The following is a 17,359-nucleotide window of genomic DNA, read 5'->3' on the forward strand; positions in this document are numbered from 1 at the left end:
GATGACGGCAGGATTCGCTCCCACCGCCCTGTCCCTGCGCCGCGAGGCATCCGCCCGCCCGGTCGAGTCGGCCTCCGCCGAGCGCCTGCACCATGCCGGCACGGCGGTGCGGGTCGACGGCATCGTCAAGCGCTACGGCGGCCCCGGCCCGGCGGCCCTCGAAGGCGTCAGCCTGGCGATCGAGCCGGGCGAGCTTCTGGCCCTCCTCGGTCCGTCGGGCTCCGGCAAGACGACGCTGCTGCGCGTCATCGCCGGGCTCGAGATCCCGGATGGCGGAAGAGTGTTCTTCGGCTCGCAGGACACCACCGACATCCCGGTGCAGCGCCGCGGCGTCGGCTTCGTGTTCCAGCACTACGCCCTGTTCCGCCACCTCACGGTGTTCGAGAACATCGCCTACGGGTTGCGCTCGCGCCCCCGGGCCCACCGCCCGAAGGAGGACGAGATCCGCCGCCGGGTCGAGCGCCTGCTGGAGCTGGTGCAGCTGCCCGACCTCGCCAAGCGCTATCCCGGCCAGCTCTCCGGCGGCCAGCGCCAGCGCGTCGCGCTCGCCCGGGCTCTCGCCGTCGAGCCCTCGGTGCTGCTCCTCGACGAGCCGTTCGGGGCGCTCGACGCCCAGGTCCGCAAGGACTTGCGGCGCTGGCTGCGCGAGATCCACCGCGAGACCGGCCAGACCACGATCTTCGTCACCCACGACCAGGACGAGGCGCTGGAGCTCGCCGACCGGATCGCGATCCTCAACAAGGGCCGCATCGAGCAGGTCGGCGCGCCGCACGAGGTGCAGGACCATCCGGCCTCGCGCTTCGTGATGTCCTTCGTCGGCGAGACCGCCCGCCTGGCCGCGGAGGTCGCGGGCGGGGAGGTCCGGGTCGCCGGCCGCCCGGTCATCGCCGCGGAGGCCGGCTGGCCGCAAGGGCCGGTCGATCTCTGCCTGCGGCCGTGGGACCTCACGGTCGGGCAGGGGCCCGGCACGCTGCCGGGCACCGTGCGCGAGTGGCGCCGCACCGGGCGGGGCACCGTGGCGGAGATCCTCCTGGATGGTGCCGAGGCGCCGGTCGAGGTGAAGGTGACGGACGTCTACGAGCCGGGCGACCGGGTGGCCCTGGCGGTGGGCGCGGCGCGGGTGTTTCCGCGGGGATAATCTCGCGCGACCGCTCTACCGAGTTCAAGGTCATCCCGGGGCCGCGAAGCGGAGCCCGGGATCCAGAATCGCCGAGCCTTCGAGGCTGGACGAACCGCGCTCCGCTCGATCCAGAACCACCGGCGGTTCTGGGATCCCGGGCTCTCGCCTTCGGCGAGCGCCGGGATGACCCGGAGGGTGGCACCTCCGTGGGCAGATCGCATCGGTAGGATGCCGGCGCCTACCGCCGCACCCGCCGGCTCCGCGCCTCCAGGGCGAACGCGTCCTCCTGCGCCTGGAGCCGCTCGACGAAGATCGTGGCCGCCCGGGCGATGTGCTGGCGCGACAGCCGGTCGGCGGTCTCGGCCTCGCCCGCCGCGATGGCGTCGAGGATCGCCGCGTGCTCGTCCCAGATGCGGGCCGGCATCGTTTCGTCCTCGCGCAGCACCTCGCCCATGATCCGCCGCAGATGGTTGAAATGCGGCGCCGCAGTCTCGACGATGATCGGGTTCTCGGCGATGTCGCCGAGGAAGCGGTGGAAGGCGATGTCGGCCTCGATCAGCTCCGCCACCGAGCCTCCTTGCGCCGCCGCGCGCCCCGCGGCCACCAGGGGAGGGCCCTCGCGGCCGGCACGGGCCGGGTTGCGCTCGGCGGCGAGCCGGCTCGTCAGGCCCTCCAGCACGCCGCGCACCTCGTAGAGGTTCTGCACGAACGCGGCTTCGAGCGGCGCCACCACCAGCCCGCGGCGCGGCGCGTCGCGCACGATGCCGTGGTTGCGCAGGAGCAGCAGCGCCTGCTGCACCGGCTGGCGCGACACCCCGTAGGCCTCCGCCAGCTCGTCCTGGATCAGCCGGGCGTTGGGCGGCAGCCGCCCCTCGGTGATCTCGCTGAAGATCGCGCCGTAGACCTGCTCGACGAGCCGGTGGCGCGTCAGCTGGCGGGCATCAGACTCGCCGGCCATGCCGGATCCCCCTTCACGCGAAAACTCGTTCCGGACGTGTTGCGCAAACCGGAGGCTCGTGCAATACCGAATTCGAAATTCGAATTCTGAATTCAATAAATGCCGCGGCGGGAAGCTCCCGGAATGACGGCATCGGGATTCGGTCGAGGGAGAAACGCCATGAACCACCCCCGCCCCAGCACCCCCGGCCCGATGGGTCTCCACCGGCGCCACCTGCTGGCCTCCGGCCTCGGTGCCGCCGCAGCAATCGCCGCCGGCTTTCCCCGGCCGGCGCTGGCGCAAGGGCAGAAGCTCACCTTCAAGCTCGGCACCGACCTGCCGGTGCCGCATCCGGTGAACGTGCGCCTCAAGGAGGCGATCGCGGCGATCGGCCAGGAAACGAACGGCGCCGTCGAGATCAGCCTGTTCCCGTCGAACCAGCTGGGGAGCGACTCGGACATGCTGTCCCAGATCCGCTCCGGCGCGCTCGAACTCGCGACCTTCCCGGGCACCGTGGTCTCGACCCTGGTGCCGGCGACCTCGCTCACCGGCATCGGCTTCGCCTTCACGAGCTACGACAAGGTCTGGGCCGCGATGGACGGCGAAGTCGGCGGCTATATCCGCAAGTCGATCGAGAAGGCGAACCTCGTCCCGTTCGAGACGACCTGGGACAACGGTTTTCGCCAGATCACCACCAGCACCAAGCCGATCCGCACGCCCGACGACCTCAAGAACTTCAAGATCCGCGTGCCGGTGGTGCCGCTCTGGGTCTCGATGTTCTCGGCGCTCGGCGCGTCGCCGGTCAGCATCCCGTTGAGCGAGGCCTATTCGGCGCTCCAGACCAGGATCGCCGACGGGCAGGAGAACCCGCTGGCACTGATCAACTTCGCCAAGTTCTACGAGGTGCAGAAATACTGCTCGCTCACCAACCACGCCTGGGACGGGTTCTGGATGATGGCGAGCGGCCGCGTCTGGAAGGGCGTGCCGGCCGACGTGCGGGCCATCATGGAGAAGCACCTCAACGCCGCGGCGTTGAAGGAGCGCGACGACATCGCCCAGGCCAACCGCGACACCCGGAAGGAGCTGGAGGGGCGGGGGCTGGTGTTCAACACCACCGATCCGGCCGCCTTCCAGGGTGCGCTCAAGGCGACGAAGTTCTACGGCCAGTGGCGCGAGAAGTTCGGGCCGGAGGCCTGGGCGCTGGTGCAGAAATATGCCGGGGATATCGGCTGAGCACGATCACCAGAGCATACAAATCGGCTTGAGTTTCACCGTGTCATCCCGGGGCCGCGAAAGCGGAACCCGGGATGACACGGAGGGTGGCACGGCCGTCGAGAATACCGAATCCATCTCGCACCGAGAGACCAGACGAGGACGACCACGATGAGGGATGTGCTCACGCCCGGGCAGATGCTCGCCGTCCAGGCGCGCCTGCAGCCCGACCGGATCGGCGCGCGCGACCTCGAGCGCGAGATGACGTTCCGGCAGTGGAACGCCCGCGCCTGCCGCCTGGGCAATGCCTTGCTCGGCCTCGGCCTGCGAAAGGGCGAGCGGGTGGCGGTACTGGCCTATAATTGCGTCGAGTGGCTGGAGATCTACGCCGCGATGGCGAAGGCCGGCCTCGTCGCGGTGCCGATCAACTTCCGGCTGGTTGGCGGGGAAGTGCGCTACATCCTGGAGGATGCCGAGGTCTCCGCCCTCATCCTCCAGGACGAGCTCGCCGGCACGATCGAGGAGATCCGCGCCGACCTGCCGGTCGCCGAATCCCGCGTGGTGTGGTTCGGGCGGACGCCCTGTCCGGCGGGCTTCTCGGATTACGAGGACCTGATCGGGAAGGCGCGCGAGGACGAGCCCGGCACCGCCGTCGATCCGGCCGATCCGTGGATGCTGATGTACACCTCGGGCACCACCGGCAAGCCGAAGGGGGCGATCCGCTCGCATCGCGGCGCCGCCATGCTGTCGATGATCACCGAGATCGAGCTCGGCATCCACCGGCGCGATTCGGCCCTGCTGGTCATGCCCATGTGCCACGCCAACTCGCTCTATTTCTTCGGAGCGTTCAGCTATTGCGGCGGCGTCACCGGCGTCTATTCCCGCAAGAGCTTCGACCCGGAGCATTGCGTGCGGGCGCTCGCCGAGGGCGGGGCGAGCTTCACCTCCCTGGTGCCGACCCATTACGCGATGATGCTGGGCCTGAGCCGGGAGTCGACGGCGCGCTACGACCTCACCCGCATCACCCGCCTGATGATCTCCTCGGCCCCGGCCCGGCCCGACACCAAGCGGGCGGTGATGGAGTTCTTCCCGAATTCCGGGCTCTACGAACTCTACGGCGCCACCGAGGTCGGCTGGGCGACGATGCTGCACCCGCCCGAGCAATTCACCAAGCTCGGCTCGGTCGGCCGCGAATGCGTCGGCTCGGCGCCGATCCGGCTGCTCGACGAATCCGGCAACGAGGTGCCCGACGGCGAGGCCGGCGAGCTGTTCTGCTCGAATCCCTACCTGTTCGACGGCTACTGGAAGCTGCCGGAGAAGACCAGGGAGGCGTTCCGCGGCGAATACTGCACCGTCGGCGACATGGCTCGGCGCGACGCGGACGGGTTCATCCACCTCGTCGACCGCAAGAGCAACATGATCATCTCCGGCGGCGAGAACATCTATCCCTCCGAGGTCGAGGCTCTGCTCGGCAGCCATCCGGCGGTGCACGACGTGGCGGTGGTCGGCCTGCCGGACGAGACCTGGGGCGAGCGCGTCCACGCCGTGATCGTGCTGCGCGACGGCGCCTCAGCCAGCGAGGGCGAGATCCTCGGCTGGTGCAAGGACCGGCTCGCCGGCTTCAAGCGCCCGCGGACCGTCTCGTTCATGGCCGACGACGCGATGCCCCGCACGGCGACGGGCAAGAACCTGCACCGGAAGCTGAAGGAAAGGCTGGTGCGGGGGGAGGGGCCGTCGCTGCCGCCACCCCGATCCTAAGAGAACAGAACGCCTCTCCTCCCCCTCGTGGGGAGGAGCTGGAGGTGGGGGTTGTGCCGGAGAAGTCCGGCGCTCGATCCGGCGTCATCCCCACCCCTGACCCCTCCCCACAACTCGCACTGATCTCGGGCAGGCCCGGGATCGCCGGGGGAGGGGAAAACAACACAACGGGAGGGAGAAACCCATGAGCCAGCAGGCCACCGTCCAGGACCTCAACGCCGACGCGCAATCCTGCGCCGCCTGGATCGCCCAGTTCCTGAAGGCGCGGGGCGTCGACCGGGTGTTCGGGCTCCAGGGCGGGCATATCCAGCCGATCTGGGACCATTGCGCCCGCCTCGGCATCCGCATCGTCGACGTGCGCGACGAGGGTGCCGCCGTCCACATGGCGCACGCCCATGCCGAGCTGACCGGGGAACTCGGGGTCTGCATGGCGACCGCCGGGCCGGGCGTCACCAACTGCGTCACCGGCATCGCCAACGCCTCGCTCGCCCGCGTCCCGGTGCTGCTGATCGGGGGCTGCACCTCGCGGCCGCAGGCCAATCTCGGGCCGCTCCAGGACATCCCGCACGTCGACATCCTGCGCCCGGTCACCCGCCAGTCGCGCACCGCCCGGGTCGCCGACCAGGTGATCCGCGAGCTCGACGAGGCGGTGGCCCGCGCCATGGGCGATCTCGGCGAGCCCGGCCCGGTCTACATCGAGATCCCGACCGACGTGCTGCGCGCCCACGTGCCGCCGCAGCTGGTGCTCGACGATTGGATGCGGCCCAAGGCCCCCCGCGTGCTGCCGCCCGATCCGGACGGAGTCGCGAAGGCCGTCGAGGTCCTGTGGGGCGCGAAGCGCCCGCTGGTGGTGAGCGGCCGCGGCGCCAGGACGGCCGGTCCCGAGCTGGTCCGCCTCCTCGACGCCCTCGGCGCCGTCTACCTCGACACCCAGGAGAGCCGCGGCCTGGTGCCGGCCGACCATCCGGCGACCGTCGGCGCCATGCGGGCCGCCGCGATGACCGAGGCCGACGTGGTCCTGGTGGTCGGCCGCAAGCTCGACTACCAGCTCGGCTACGGCTCGCCGGCCGTATTCCCGAGCGCCCGCTTCGTGCGCATCGCCGACACCGCCGGCGAGCTCGTCGACAACCGCCGCGGCGAGCCGGAGCTGCTCGCCACGCCGAGCCTCGCGCTCGCGGCGATCGTGGAGGCCGCCGGCAACCGGGCGCCCGCCCTCGACAGGGCCTGGGCCGAGGGCCTGCGGGCGCGCCACGTCAAGCGCTCGACCGGCGCGACGGTGCCGCAGACCGGCGAGGACGGCCGCGTCCACCCGGCGGCGATCTTCGAGGCGATCCGGCAGGTCGCGTCGCCCGACTACATCGCGGTCGCCGATGGCGGCGACCTCCTGAGCTTCGCCCGGGTCGGCCTGGAGGCGCGGACCTATCTCGATGCCGGCGCCTTCGGCTGCCTCGGGATCGGCGTGCCCTACGCCACCGCGGCCTCGCTCGCCCATCCCGACCGGCAGGTGATCTGCGTCACCGGCGACGGCGCCTTCGGCATCAACGCGATGGAGATCGACACCGCGGTCCGCCACGGCGCGAAGCCGGTCATCATCGTGTCGAACAACGCCGCCTGGAACATCGAGCGCTACGATCAGGAGTTCAATTACGGCGGCCGGGTCGTCGGCACGCTGCTCGCCGATTCCGACTATGCCGGGATGGCCCGGGCGCTCGGCGCCCATGGCGAGCGGGTCGAGCGGCCGGAAGATCTGGCCCCGGCGATCGAGCGGGCGCTGGCCAACGCCCCGGCGCTGATCGACGTCGCCACCTCGCAGGTCGCGGTGTCGTCGGATGCCCGCAAGGGCCTCGGCTTCGTGCCCGACTACCAGCCCCTCACCGCCTGGGACGATGCCGAGCGGCGGCGGCGCGGGGAGGCGGTGTAGGCGCTCGCCCTCGCGGCATCGGACGAAGCGCGTCCCCGTCCCGGAGCGGACGGGGACATCCGCGGACCGTCCCTCACCCGGGGTGCCGCGGGCCGGCGGCCACGGCCGCCGCGGTCCGACTCAACTCAGCCGCCGCCGGCGCTCGGCATCCATCAGCCCCTTGAGCTCGCGGCCGAGCTCGAGCAAGACCATGTCGACGAGCTTGAGCAGGAAGGGACGGTTGGCCTCCCGCACCGCCTGCCGGGCTGCCATGCAGAGGTCGGCCGCGCGCTCGAGCGGATGATCGGCCGGATGGTCGTCACCCTGAGCCTGGCGAGTCGCGAAGCCTCCGCCACCGAGCTTGCGGTCGGTGATGTCGACGATGATGCCGTGGGCGCGGCGCGGGCACCCCGCCGCGTCGTGGTAGAAGTGGCCGCGCTCCAGGACCCGGCGGACCGACCCGTCCCGCGGGCAGGTCCGGTACTCGGCGACGAAGACGCCGCCGGTGGCGACCGTGGCACGGAACAGCGACGCCACCGCCTCCCGGTCGTCCGGGTGGATGCCGGCCTCGAAGGCGTCGACCGGGCAGCCGGTCTGCCCCTGGTCCGGATCGAGCCCGAACAGGAAGGCCGCCGCGTCGTCGGCATAGACCTGGTCGGCCGGGATGTCCCAGACCCAGCTGCCGGTCAGGTCAGTGAAATCGGTCGCCACGAGAGCGTGCGACGCCTTCCGAGGCACATGGTCCGACCTTGGCACCCGCCACCCCCGCATCCCGAACGACAACCCAGGGTAATCCAACCAGGAGAACACGCAGGAGTGGCAGTCGGATCACGCCTTCGTGATCAACCCGGGTCTTCCCGTGAACGCTGCGGGCCGGGCGCTCTCCAACGGAGCGGCTCCCGGCTCGTCGAGGACACGGTCCCGGACTTCCGGGCTTGGCATCGAACCTCGGCATCGAACCTCGGCAGCGAAAGTTCGAGATGGGTCGACGGCCCCGTCGATCTCGGGCTCGCCCGAGATCGGATCGATGCGGCAGCATCCTGGGCCGTTGGATCTACCGCCCTGGGCCGCGCTCCGGCGGCGGCCGGTAGGCCTCGGGCGGCAGGTCGCGCGACAGGGTCTCGCCGGTGCCGCGGCCGGGGACGGCGTTCGGGGCGGGGCTCGGCGTCGGGGTGGCGCCGGGGGGCTCGGCGGGCTGGGGGCCGTCGGTGATGTAGCGCTGGGAGCCGCCGCGGGGCGCGGCCTCCGGGGCGGGCGGGGGCTCGGCCGGCCTGGTGTCCGGAGCCCGCGAGTCCGGAGCCCTCGGCGCGAGGTAGCGGCGCCCGCCCTCGGCCGGCGGCACCGGGACGGTCGGGCGTGTCGGCGCCGGCTCCGCCTGCGGCGGCCGCTCCGGCGAGGTCCGATCCGGCGCGGGGCGCTCCTGCGGCGGCCGCTCCGGCGAGGTCCGATCCGGCGGGGGCGCCTTGCGGGCCTCCGGGGCGGGGCGGGGTGGGCGCCGGCGGGGCGGCGGGCGCGGGGCGGGGACCGGCCGGGCGATCCCGTCGGCGGGCAGCGCGATCGTCAGGCGCTCGACCGCCGCCACGAGCTGGTCGAGGCTCGCCTGGGCGGTGCGGCAGAGCCGGATCCGCAGCGAGAGGGCGCGGCGCAGGGCGGACGGATCGGCGAGGCCGAGCAGGCCGTCGCGGCTCTGCCCCTGGGCGCCGGGCCGCGGCCGCTCGAACCACTGCCAGGCGTAGAGGCAGTCGACGCCGAGCGCCATGCCGACCGGGCCGTAGGCGTTGCGCCGCGGCGCCACCACCCGCATCGCCTCGCCGGGGAAGCGCACGGCGATCTCGCCGGCGATGCCGAACTCGCTCGGCTTGGCGAGGCGCGGCGGGAAGGCGAGGAGCAGGTCGCCGGTTTCGGTGCGCAGCGCGATCTCGGCGTGGTTGCGCCCGTCACCGCCCTCGTAGGCAATGCGCTGGTCGAAGCCGTCGCGCTGGCGCGTCTCGATCACCGCTGCGACCCGGCCGGCGCCGGGCATCCGCAGGGCCGGGACCGTCTGGGCCGAGGCCGGAGAGGAGAGAGCGGGGCCGGCCACCAGGGCGAGCGCCAAGAAGCGCGAGAAGAGGCGGGCGAAGGGGCGTGCGAGGGTGCGGCCGCTCACGGATACCCTTTCTCGGGCGGCAGCGTGCGCTCCGAGGTGGTGCGGGCCGGCACCGAGAAGCGCACGCTCTCGGGCGCCGCCGACCGGTTGCGCTCGCCCTGCTGGTCCTGCCACAGGGTCCCGGGCGGGGGTGCGCCCAGGCCCTCCGGCTTGTCGAGGCCGTTATAGCCGGGCAGCAGGGCGTAGCCGTAGCGCTCGTAGGGCATCGCCCCGGCGCCGGGCACCCGGCGCGCCACGAGGGGCGGGGCCTGCGTCGCCGGCTCGCGGGCGTAAGTGCCCGAGGCGGCGGGAAGTCCGGCGGGGGGATAGCGCAACGGGTTGTCGAGGGGTACCGCCAGGGGGAACTCGCCGCGCTGGACCGCCGCCGGCACCGCCTCGGCCCGGCCGCCGGCACCCGGGGCATCCGGCCGGGGCACGCGGCCGTAGGAGGCTTGCGGCGCGGGGGGCTCCTGCCGCGGGGCGCCGGCCGGCGGGGCGGGGCTCCGGCCGGCCGGGGCGGAGGCGGCGGCCTGCACCGCGCAAGGGAGCGGCGGCCCGCCCTGGCTCTCGCGGAACAGCAGGTCGACCACCTTCGGAAACAGCCCGTCGTAGCGGTTGACCACCTCCAGATAGGGGCGCTGGCGCCTCAGCCGCTGCAGGGTCAGGGCGTAGCCGAACACCGTGCTCTCGCTCGGCATCCAGGCGACCGCCCGCTGGAACCATTCGAGGGCGGCGTCGAACTGGCAGGAATTGTACGCGTACCAGGCCAGCCCCTGGGCGCCCTCGCCGGAGGCGGTGGCGTTGACGACCCGGGCGTAGCGCTCGATCCGGGCCGGCTCGATGAAGGGCGGGCTCGCCAGCGTCAGCTTGCGTTCGAGCAGATCGATGAACAGCAGCTCGTTGCCGACGAAGCGGTCGCGCCAGGCGAACGCCACCTCCTCGGCCTCGCGCATCATGTTGAGCTCGCGCAGGGTGTGGGCGAGGCCGTGCGCCACCATGGCGTCGCCGCCGCGCGCGATCGCCTGCTTGAACCATTCCAGCGCCTCGCGGAACTGGCGCCGCTTGTAGGCGTACCAGCCGAGAAGCCCCGTCTGGCTCGGCTCGGCGGCCTTGCGGGCATAGGCCTGGAAGGCGGTGAGGTCGGACAGCGTGGGGGTCTGGGCCGGCTCGTCGTGCAGGAAGGCGGCGATGCGCGCCCGGGTGATGTCGAGGCGGATCGGGTCGAACTCGGACTGGCCCGCCTGGTCCTGCCGCCCCATCGCGATCAGCCGCTCGGCCTGGTCCATCTTGATGTGGGCCATCGCCTTCTGGATCGTGGCGAGGCGCGCCCCCGCATCGGCATTGCCGTCGAGCACCGACTTGTAGAGCGTGAAGGCGTCCTCGGTGGCGCCGGTGGCGGCCAGCCCGTCGGCGATGGTCCAGATGCTCTCGACGTCGGCCGGGTCGAGGGCGCCCGGATCGCCGCGGTAGAGCGCGACGATCTCCTCCGGATTCTTGCCCGAAGCCGCCGCGACGCTGGAGCGGAACTCGGCCCGGCGCAGCTTGCGCGCCAGCTCCTCGGAGGGCTGCCAGGCCGGATCGAGGGAGTGGCGGGCATTGATCGCGGCGCGCAGGTCCTGCAGGCGGCCGGCGGTGAACAGGTCCCAGAGCGGCGCCTCCTCGGGCGGGCTCGGCTGCAGGCTGTCGAGGTCCGGCGGCTCGGTCCAGCCCGGATAGAGCCGCTTCAGGCGGGCGATCTCCGCCTTCATCCGAGCGGTCTGCTTCTGCGAGGCGTAGTAGCGCAGCGCGCTCTCGTCGACCATGCCCGGGGTGCGGGAGGTCTCGGGATCGACCATGATCGCCGGCGCCCGCGCCCCGTCGCCGTAGACGACCCGCGGGGCGGCCTCGGGCGCCTGCGCGAGAGCGGGCGAGGCGGCGAGCACGATGGCGAGGACCGCCAGGGGGGTGGTCACGATCTGAGGCATGAGGGGTAGCGCATCCGGGCCGCGACCAGGGCGAGGAGGTGGAGCGTGGTGGGATAGTAGTTCTGCCCGTCCTGAATCGTCCGCAGGCCTTCGGGGAAGGGCGTGCCGTCCTGCGCGCAGGCGACGAGGGCGGGCAAGGCGGTGTAGCCCGGCTCGGTCAGCCACTCGACCGGGCGGCCGTCGCCGGTATCGACGATCGGCAGGCGCTCGCGGTCGATCCCGCCCCACAGGGTCCGGAACGGCGCGTAGTCCTCCGGCCGGCCGATGCCGGCCCAGGCGAGGTAGAGCGGGATCCGGATGGCGTTGTAGGAGAACAGCGGCGGGAAGCCGTCGGCCGGGCGAAGCGCCTCGTCCCGGGCGGAGATCCACTCGGTCGGCAGGCTGCTCGGGCCGAAGCGCGACCGGCGCAGGATCTCGACGCCGCTGCGGATCACCGAGGCCCAGTCGTATTCGGGCGCGACGATGCCGAGACGCTGGAAGGCCGGGAACACCCAGTAGGACAGGTTGACGAGCGGCCCGTCGGCACGGTCGCGGGCGGCGAAGCCCGCGACCGCCGGCAGCACCAGGGGGCCGTGGGTGTCGCGGAACAGGATCGTCTTGCGGCCGAACTCCACGGCGATGCGCCGCGCGGCGGTGCGGTAGGACGGCTCGCCCCAAGCCTCCGCCGCCTCGGTCAGCGCCCAGGCGACCAGGATGTCGCCGTCGGTGGCGTTGTTCATGTCGGCGACCGCCGGGCGCTGGTCCGGCGCCCAGCGCCAGGCCAGCAGCTCGTCGGAGCGCACCATCAGGTTGGCGCGGGTCCAGCCCCAGATCCGCTCGAAGGCGGCCCGGTCGCCCGCCGCCACCGCCAGCAGCATCCCGTAGCCCTGGCCCTCGCTGTGGCTGATCAGCCCGTTGGCGGTGTCGACGATCCGGCCCTTCTCGGTGACGAACCGGGCCCGGTAGGCGCGCCAGGAAGGATCGTCGCCGAGGCTGCCGGCGAGCGCCGGCCCGGCGGCGCGGGGCGCCTCGCCCGGGGAGCCCGCCGGAGGCGTCGGCCGGGGCAGGCTCGGCACCGCGGTGGCGGGGGGCACGGGGGTCGCCTCCTGCCCGCCCTGCACCGGTCCTGCCTGGGTCAGCTGCGGAGGCTCCGCCGCGGGGTCGGGCTGCGGCGCCTGGGCCTGGACCCGGAGGGCCAGAAGCGGGAGCAGGGCGGCGAGGAGCATCGGGCGCCTCATGCTGTCCACCTCATGGGTTCCTCATCACGGGTTTCTCCTGCCGAGCTGGCGCACCAGGCTGGTCGTGGCGAGGCCGAGGCAGAGCGCCATGACGAGCGTCATCGCCACGTAGGCGCCCGGATTGAGGGAGAGCCAGGCCGCCGCGACCAGGCGCAGGTTCGCCAGGCCCCGCCCTTGGGTCTCGATCAGCCCGACGCGCCTGGGCTGCACGGTGGTGAGGCTGCCGTCCGAGGCGTCGAGGAAGGCCGCCTGGCCGGTCAGGCCGGTCCAGACCACCGGATCGACGAGGCAGGAGACCGAGGCCCGCAGCATCGAGGCGTTGGGGGCGGTCACCAGCACGGTGCCATCCTCGAGCCGGCCGCCGGTGCCGTCGCCTTGCGCGATGATCAGCGAGGCACGGGGATTGAGCGGCACCGCCTCCGGCGCCGGCCCGCCGGCGGCCCGCAGGCCGAGGTCGCGGGCCTCCGCACTCCAGCGGGACAGCGCCGTCCAGGCATTGGCGAGCACGGCCGGGATCGTGACGCCGCGGGCCGATTCGTCCCAGCGGGCGACGAGGTCGGCCTCGCTGTCGTCGGGGGGCCCGGCGGGGGCTTGGGCGGCCCCGGCGGGGGATTGCGGCGGCAGGGGCGCCTGCATCGAGACCGGCGTCGCCGCCGGCGCAGGCGCGGCGGCCGTCCGCAGGGGCGTGGTGAAGGCCGGCAGGGCGCAGCGCATCGGCAGGTTGCGGCGCAGGCGGTCGAGGGTGACGACGCCCTCGGCCCCGAACGGGCCGGGGGTGGCCACGGTCTCGGCCCGGCCCTCCCAGATGCTCCGGACCTGGCCCGGATCGAGGCCGACCGAGTCGAGAGCGGCCGGGGTGAGGGCGCGGACCGGGGCGACGACGAGGCGGGCCCCGCCGCCCGCGGCGCGGTCGTCGCTGCCGATCTCGAAATCGATCACCCGCCCGGCCGCGATGGCGAGGCGCGCCGCCAGGGTCGCGGCGGCGGAGGTGGAATCGCGGTCGGGAGTCGGCAGGACCAGGCGCGGGCGGGGTCCGGGAATCGAGGGATCCGGGTTCAGGAACGGCACCGCCCCGGCCTTGACGGCGGCGAGGTCGGGGCTGCGCACCGCGCGGGCGAGCGCCGGCACGTCGAGGCGGGTGCGGTCGAGGAACAGGAAGCGGGCGCGCCGGGCGGCCGGCGCGAGGGTGTCGCAGGTCCGGTCGGCGGCGGTGGGGAGCAGGGCGCTGATCTCGACCCGGTTCAGGCCGGGCCGCCACAGGCTCAAGGGCAGCGGGATCGCGCTGTCGGTGAACACCTCGCCGCGGCCGTAGGGCAGGGGCACGCTCGCGGCGTTGCGGCCGTTGATGTCGACGACGATCTGGGCGCTCGAGTCGAGCCCCGCCGCGTAGCCGCCGGCGAGGTGCAGCATCGCCTTGCCGTAATCGGCCGGGACGAAATCGGCCGGGAACCGCACCTCGAAGCCGACCCGCAGGAGCCGGCCGTTGAACTCGCGGCTCGTCACCCCGAACTGGTCCAGGGTCAGGCTCTCGCCGCCCCGCACCGGATAGCCCCGGGTCAGCTCGGCGGTCCGGGCGCCGACCGGCGTGCCGCCCGCGTCGCCGGAGGTCGCGAGCGTCTGGATCGCTTGGCGCAGGTCGTCCGCGCTCGCACCCGTCACGACGAGCACGGGCGCGCGGCTGCCGCGGGGGGGCATGAGGGCGACCCGGGGCCCGGTGATCGGCCCGAGCTCCTCCACTCCCTCCGTGCCGCGGATCTCCGCGGCGGTGCCGACCAGGAGGTTGAGCCCGGCGCGGCCCGAGAGGGGCGCCCCGAAGGTCACCGCCGGCCGGGCGAGCCGCGCGACGAGGGCCACCGCCTGCACGGCGCCGATCATCCGTTCGAGCCGCTCCGGGCTCGGCCGCTCGGCGAGCAGCACGGCGATCGGCAGGGCGCCGCTCTCGTCGGGCTCGAGCGCCGCCAGGGTCTTGAGGTCGAGGTCGCCGGCCTGCGCCACGACGAGGCCGGAGCGCGACGGGTCGATCTGCGTCCACAGCTCGTAGGTCGCGCCGGTCGAGCAATCGACCCGGTGGCGCTGGCTCGCCGCGAGGCCGACGGCGTTGTAGCCGGGCTTCAGCAGGCCCTCGGGCAGGGGAAATTCCACCACCTTCACGGCGCCGGGCGCCTGGATCCGGGTCCAGCCGACCCTGGTGCCGTTGACGCTGCCCGACAACTCGGACGCCTCCGGCGCGACCGAGATCGCCGAGAGGTACGACACGCGCAGCTTCGTCTGTCCCCGCGCCTGCGCCTCGGTCAGGTAGACGGGGAATTGCAGCGAAGCCTCCTCGCCGGCGAGGCGGTAGCCCCGCGTGCCGGCGGGAAACCGCCGCGCCGCCGCCACCGCGGCCGCGACCGGCACGCCGCGACGCGCCGGATCGGCCTCCGGCACCGGCGGCTTCTGAGGAGGCGTGCGCAGGGGCTCGCCGGTGGGCGGCAGGGTCAGGCGCTCGGCCGGGCCGGTGCCGAGGAAGCTCTGGGCGAGGGCGGGGGGGGCGAGGAGGGCGGCGAGGAGGAGCGCCAGGATCGCGGGTCCGCGCTTCTCCCACCCGACCGAACCCGGACGCGCCCGAGGTCGATCGGTCCTGTGGGACGGAGCCGTCCGGGGAAAGGGGTGGCGCGGGATCATCGCAGCCTCACGCCGCATCGGTGCGCCGGCCGCTCTCGGCGAGGGCGCGGTCGTTCTCGTAGTCGAGCATCAGGCGGACCCAGTCGCCGTCGTCCTGCGCCTGGGCGTGGACCTCGGCATGGGCGGGACCCCCGGCCTGGACCGGCGCCGCGGGGCGCACCGGCAGGACCGGCCGCGCGGGGGCGGCGAGGGGCAGGTCGATCGGCTGCGGCGGGACCGGCGCGGGACCGGCATCCCGGACGGGCTCGTCGTAGACCGGCGCCGCCGCGGCCGGGGCCTCGACGGCGGCGGGGCGGGGCGCCTCGCCGGCGAGCGCGTAGCGCAGGGCGCGGAAGGGCTCGGCGAGGCCCCACCAGACGAATTGCAGCGTCCCGGTGAACAGGTCCTTGTGGCGGCGCCGGCGCAGCTGGAACCGGCGCATCGCCTCGGCGTCGCCGTACATCAGCCCGGCGAGCGCGACGTAATCCCGGGTACGCAGGGTCCCGAAGGCGAGGCTGCAGACCGCGTCGGTCCCGGCGCGGGCGACCGGCCCGAGGATCACCGGCAGGGCGCCGGCGGGACGTGCGCCGGCGACCGGCTCCACCGTGAGCGTGCCGCGGACCGGGCGGTGGCCGACGCCGGGGGCGAGGGCCGCGGCCGGCATCCGGATCGTGCAGGCCTCGGCCGAGACCCGCTCGATCGCCACGTCGACGGCCCGGCCCCCGAGGGCGACCTGGCCGCGGCGGCTGATCGCCAGCGAGGGGGTGCGCTCGAGCTGGCGGCGCTCGGCGCAGACCCCGAGCGCGGCGCCGGCGGTGAGCAGGTTGAAGAAGTTCCACAGGCCGACGACCAGCATCAGGTTGGTCACGCCGGGCTCGAACAGGTAGCGCCAGCCCGCCACCAGGCAGCCGACCAGCAGGAGGCCGTAGACCGCGAAGAACGGCAGGGTCAGCGACGACAGGTGGTCGCGGTCGAGCGTCGCGCCCTTGTTGGTGACGTTGAAGGTGGGTTTGCGCGGCGACCAGATCACCGAGACGATCGCCTTCGACAGGTACAGGCCCTGGACGTACTCGTAGAGCTCGGAGACGAACGGCCAGCGGAACTTGCCGTAGACGTAGTTCTGCATCATCAGGTTGATGACGATATAGGTCGCCGTATAGGCGATCGACTCGTCGACGCTGGCAACGAAGATCTTGAGATCGAAGAAGATGTGCAGCAGCGGCGCGAACATGAAGGCGAGCCGCGGGATCGGGAAGAACCAGAACGTCATGCTCGACAGGTAGGCGAGCTTCTGGATCGGCTTGAGCCCCTTCTGCAAGGCCGGGTTCTTGAGCAGCAGGATCTGGAACATGCCCTGGCACCAGCGCGAGCGCTGGCCGATGAAATCGGTCAGCGTGTCGGGCTGGAGGCCGGCGATCAGCGGCCGGTCGACATAGGCGCTGGTCCAGCCGCGGGAATGCAGCTCGAAGGCGGTCTCGCAATCCTCCGTGATGGTGATACCGGCAAATCCCCCGGATTCATCGAGGGCGGCGCGGCGCAGGAGGGCCGCCGAGCCGCAGAAGAACGAGCCGTTCCACTTGTCGAGCCCGGCCTGCGTCACCGCGTAGAACATCTCGTTCTCGGACGGCATCCGCTCGAAGGTCTTGAGGTTCCGCTCGATCGGGTCCGGGTTGAGGAAGGCGTGCGGGGTCTGGACCAGGAAGAGCTTCGGGTCCTCGGCGAAGTAGCCGACGGTCTCGTTCAGGAGCGAGCGGAACGGCACGTGGTCGGCGTCGAGCACCAGGACGAGGTCGCCGGCGGCGGCGGCAAGGCCGTTGTTGAGGTTGCCGGCCTTGGCGTGCTCGTTGCGGGCGCGCGTCAGGTAGCGGGCGCCGAGCTCGGCGCAGAGCGCCTGCAGCTCGACCCGCCGTCCTTTCGCGGCCGCAGCCTTCTCGGGATTCGGGTCGTTGCATTTCTGGTCGGTGCCGCCGTCGTCGAGGAGCCAGACCGTCAGCTTCTCGGGCGGGTAGTTCATCTGGCGCGCCGCCGCCAGCGTCATCGCCAGGATCCCGGCATCCTCGTTGTAGCTCGGCACGAAGACGTCGACGGCGGGCAGGTCGGCGGCCGGCGCGGCCGGGGGCGGGCGGCGGCGCAGGGGCTCGGCGTTGATGATCAGGCTGACGAACAGGATGAAGACGCAGTAGAGTTCGCACAGCAGCAGCAACAGGCCGAAGCCGAAGCTGACCGGGTCGCCCGGCGAGGGCAGCGTGTCGGTCACCCGCCACAGGATGTAGCGCAGCACCACCAGGCTGCCCATCGCCAGGAAGACGAAGCGCGCCCGCGGCCCGTCGAAGGCGAGCCAGAGCGCGGCCATCGCCGCCATGGCGGCGAGGCTCATCGCGAGCTGGTTCTGGGTGCCGACCGGCTGGCTCAGCAGAAGGAGGCCGGCCGCCGTCGTCCCCATCCAGGCCAGCCATCGCAATGCACGCACCACGCCCGCCTCT

General features: G+C 73.0%; 11 protein-coding genes. 4 read left to right on the top strand and 7 right to left on the bottom strand.

What is annotated here, in order from left to right:
- Position 1: 1 nt before the first annotated feature.
- Complete coding sequence (locus tag G4G93_RS10600; protein WP_165083921.1) at positions 2 to 1,138, top strand: sulfate/molybdate ABC transporter ATP-binding protein; 1,137 nt, start codon at positions 2 to 4, stop codon at positions 1,136 to 1,138.
- Between the two features lie 220 nt (positions 1,139 to 1,358).
- On the opposite strand, the gene G4G93_RS10605 is transcribed toward G4G93_RS10600, so the two are convergent.
- A complete protein-coding gene (locus G4G93_RS10605; protein ID WP_165083923.1) occupies positions 1,359 to 2,078 on the bottom strand; it encodes a GntR family transcriptional regulator in 720 nt (239 codons plus the stop codon).
- A 192-nt stretch (positions 2,079 to 2,270) separates the two neighbouring features.
- Here G4G93_RS10605 and G4G93_RS10610 point away from each other — a divergent pair, with 192 nt between their 5' ends.
- The 3 genes from G4G93_RS10610 (at position 2,271) to G4G93_RS10620 (ending at position 6,948) form a co-directional block, all read left to right on the top strand.
- A complete protein-coding gene (locus G4G93_RS10610; protein WP_165084271.1) occupies positions 2,271 to 3,290 on the top strand; it encodes a TRAP transporter substrate-binding protein in 1,020 nt (339 codons plus the stop codon).
- A gap of 150 nt (positions 3,291 to 3,440) precedes the next feature.
- Positions 3,441 to 5,027 carry a class I adenylate-forming enzyme family protein gene (locus G4G93_RS10615; RefSeq protein ID WP_165083925.1) on the top strand — a complete coding sequence of 529 codons (1,587 nt, stop codon included), beginning with the start codon at positions 3,441 to 3,443 and terminating at the stop codon, positions 5,025 to 5,027.
- Between the two features lie 184 nt (positions 5,028 to 5,211).
- On the top strand, positions 5,212 to 6,948 hold the full coding sequence (locus G4G93_RS10620) for a thiamine pyrophosphate-binding protein (RefSeq protein WP_165083927.1): 1,737 nt from the start codon (positions 5,212 to 5,214) through the stop codon (positions 6,946 to 6,948).
- 120 nt (positions 6,949 to 7,068) lie between these two features.
- On the opposite strand, the gene G4G93_RS10625 is transcribed toward G4G93_RS10620, so the two are convergent.
- The 6 genes from G4G93_RS10625 to bcsA all read right to left on the bottom strand — a co-directional run bounded on the left by G4G93_RS10625 (position 7,069) and on the right by bcsA (position 17,319).
- Positions 7,069 to 7,638, bottom strand: coding sequence for a PAS domain-containing protein (locus G4G93_RS10625; protein WP_165083929.1), 570 nt, complete (start codon positions 7,636 to 7,638; stop codon positions 7,069 to 7,071).
- A gap of 343 nt (positions 7,639 to 7,981) precedes the next feature.
- On the bottom strand, positions 7,982 to 9,073 hold the full coding sequence (gene bcsN, locus G4G93_RS10630) for a cellulose biosynthesis protein BcsN (protein WP_312891877.1): 1,092 nt from the start codon (positions 9,071 to 9,073) through the stop codon (positions 7,982 to 7,984).
- Positions 9,070 to 11,016, bottom strand: a complete 1,947-nt coding sequence (locus G4G93_RS10635) for a hypothetical protein (protein WP_165083931.1) — start codon at positions 11,014 to 11,016, stop codon at positions 9,070 to 9,072. Before G4G93_RS10635 ends, bcsN begins: the two co-directional genes overlap by 4 nt.
- A complete protein-coding gene (locus tag G4G93_RS10640; RefSeq protein WP_246736681.1) occupies positions 11,001 to 12,233 on the bottom strand; it encodes a glycosyl hydrolase family 8 in 1,233 nt (410 codons plus the stop codon). Before G4G93_RS10640 ends, G4G93_RS10635 begins: the two co-directional genes overlap by 16 nt.
- A 24-nt stretch (positions 12,234 to 12,257) precedes the next feature.
- Entirely contained in the window at positions 12,258 to 14,897 is a 2,640-nt protein-coding gene (locus G4G93_RS10645; protein ID WP_165083933.1) for a cellulose biosynthesis cyclic di-GMP-binding regulatory protein BcsB, read from the bottom strand.
- 7 nt (positions 14,898 to 14,904) lie between these two features.
- Complete coding sequence (bcsA, locus tag G4G93_RS10650; protein ID WP_246736695.1) at positions 14,905 to 17,319, bottom strand: UDP-forming cellulose synthase catalytic subunit; 2,415 nt, start codon at positions 17,317 to 17,319, stop codon at positions 14,905 to 14,907.
- Between the last annotated feature and the right edge of the window lie 40 nt (positions 17,320 to 17,359).

The sequence above is a fragment of the Methylobacterium sp. DB0501 genome, assembly GCF_011043735.1.
Taxonomy (GTDB): Bacteria; Pseudomonadota; Alphaproteobacteria; order Rhizobiales; family Beijerinckiaceae; genus Methylobacterium; species Methylobacterium alsaeris.

Excerpts from the sequence above, each read along its gene's own strand:
- G4G93_RS10605 (WP_165083923.1), bottom strand. The coding sequence starts at position 2,078 with ATGGCCGGCGAGTCTGATGCCCGCCAGCTGACGCGCCACCGGCTCGTC.
- G4G93_RS10610 (WP_165084271.1), top strand. The coding sequence starts at position 2,271 with ATGGGTCTCCACCGGCGCCACCTGCTGGCCTCCGGCCTCGGTGCCGCC.
- G4G93_RS10635 (WP_165083931.1), bottom strand. The coding sequence starts at position 11,016 with ATGCCTCAGATCGTGACCACCCCCCTGGCGGTCCTCGCCATCGTGCTC.
- G4G93_RS10600 (WP_165083921.1), top strand. The coding sequence starts at position 2 with ATGACGGCAGGATTCGCTCCCACCGCCCTGTCCCTGCGCCGCGAGGCA.
- G4G93_RS10620 (WP_165083927.1), top strand. The coding sequence starts at position 5,212 with ATGAGCCAGCAGGCCACCGTCCAGGACCTCAACGCCGACGCGCAATCC.
- G4G93_RS10640 (WP_246736681.1), bottom strand. The coding sequence starts at position 12,233 with ATGAGGCGCCCGATGCTCCTCGCCGCCCTGCTCCCGCTTCTGGCCCTC.
- bcsA (WP_246736695.1), bottom strand. The coding sequence starts at position 17,319 with ATGGGGACGACGGCGGCCGGCCTCCTTCTGCTGAGCCAGCCGGTCGGC.
- G4G93_RS10645 (WP_165083933.1), bottom strand. The coding sequence starts at position 14,897 with ATGATCCCGCGCCACCCCTTTCCCCGGACGGCTCCGTCCCACAGGACC.
- G4G93_RS10615 (WP_165083925.1), top strand. The coding sequence starts at position 3,441 with ATGAGGGATGTGCTCACGCCCGGGCAGATGCTCGCCGTCCAGGCGCGC.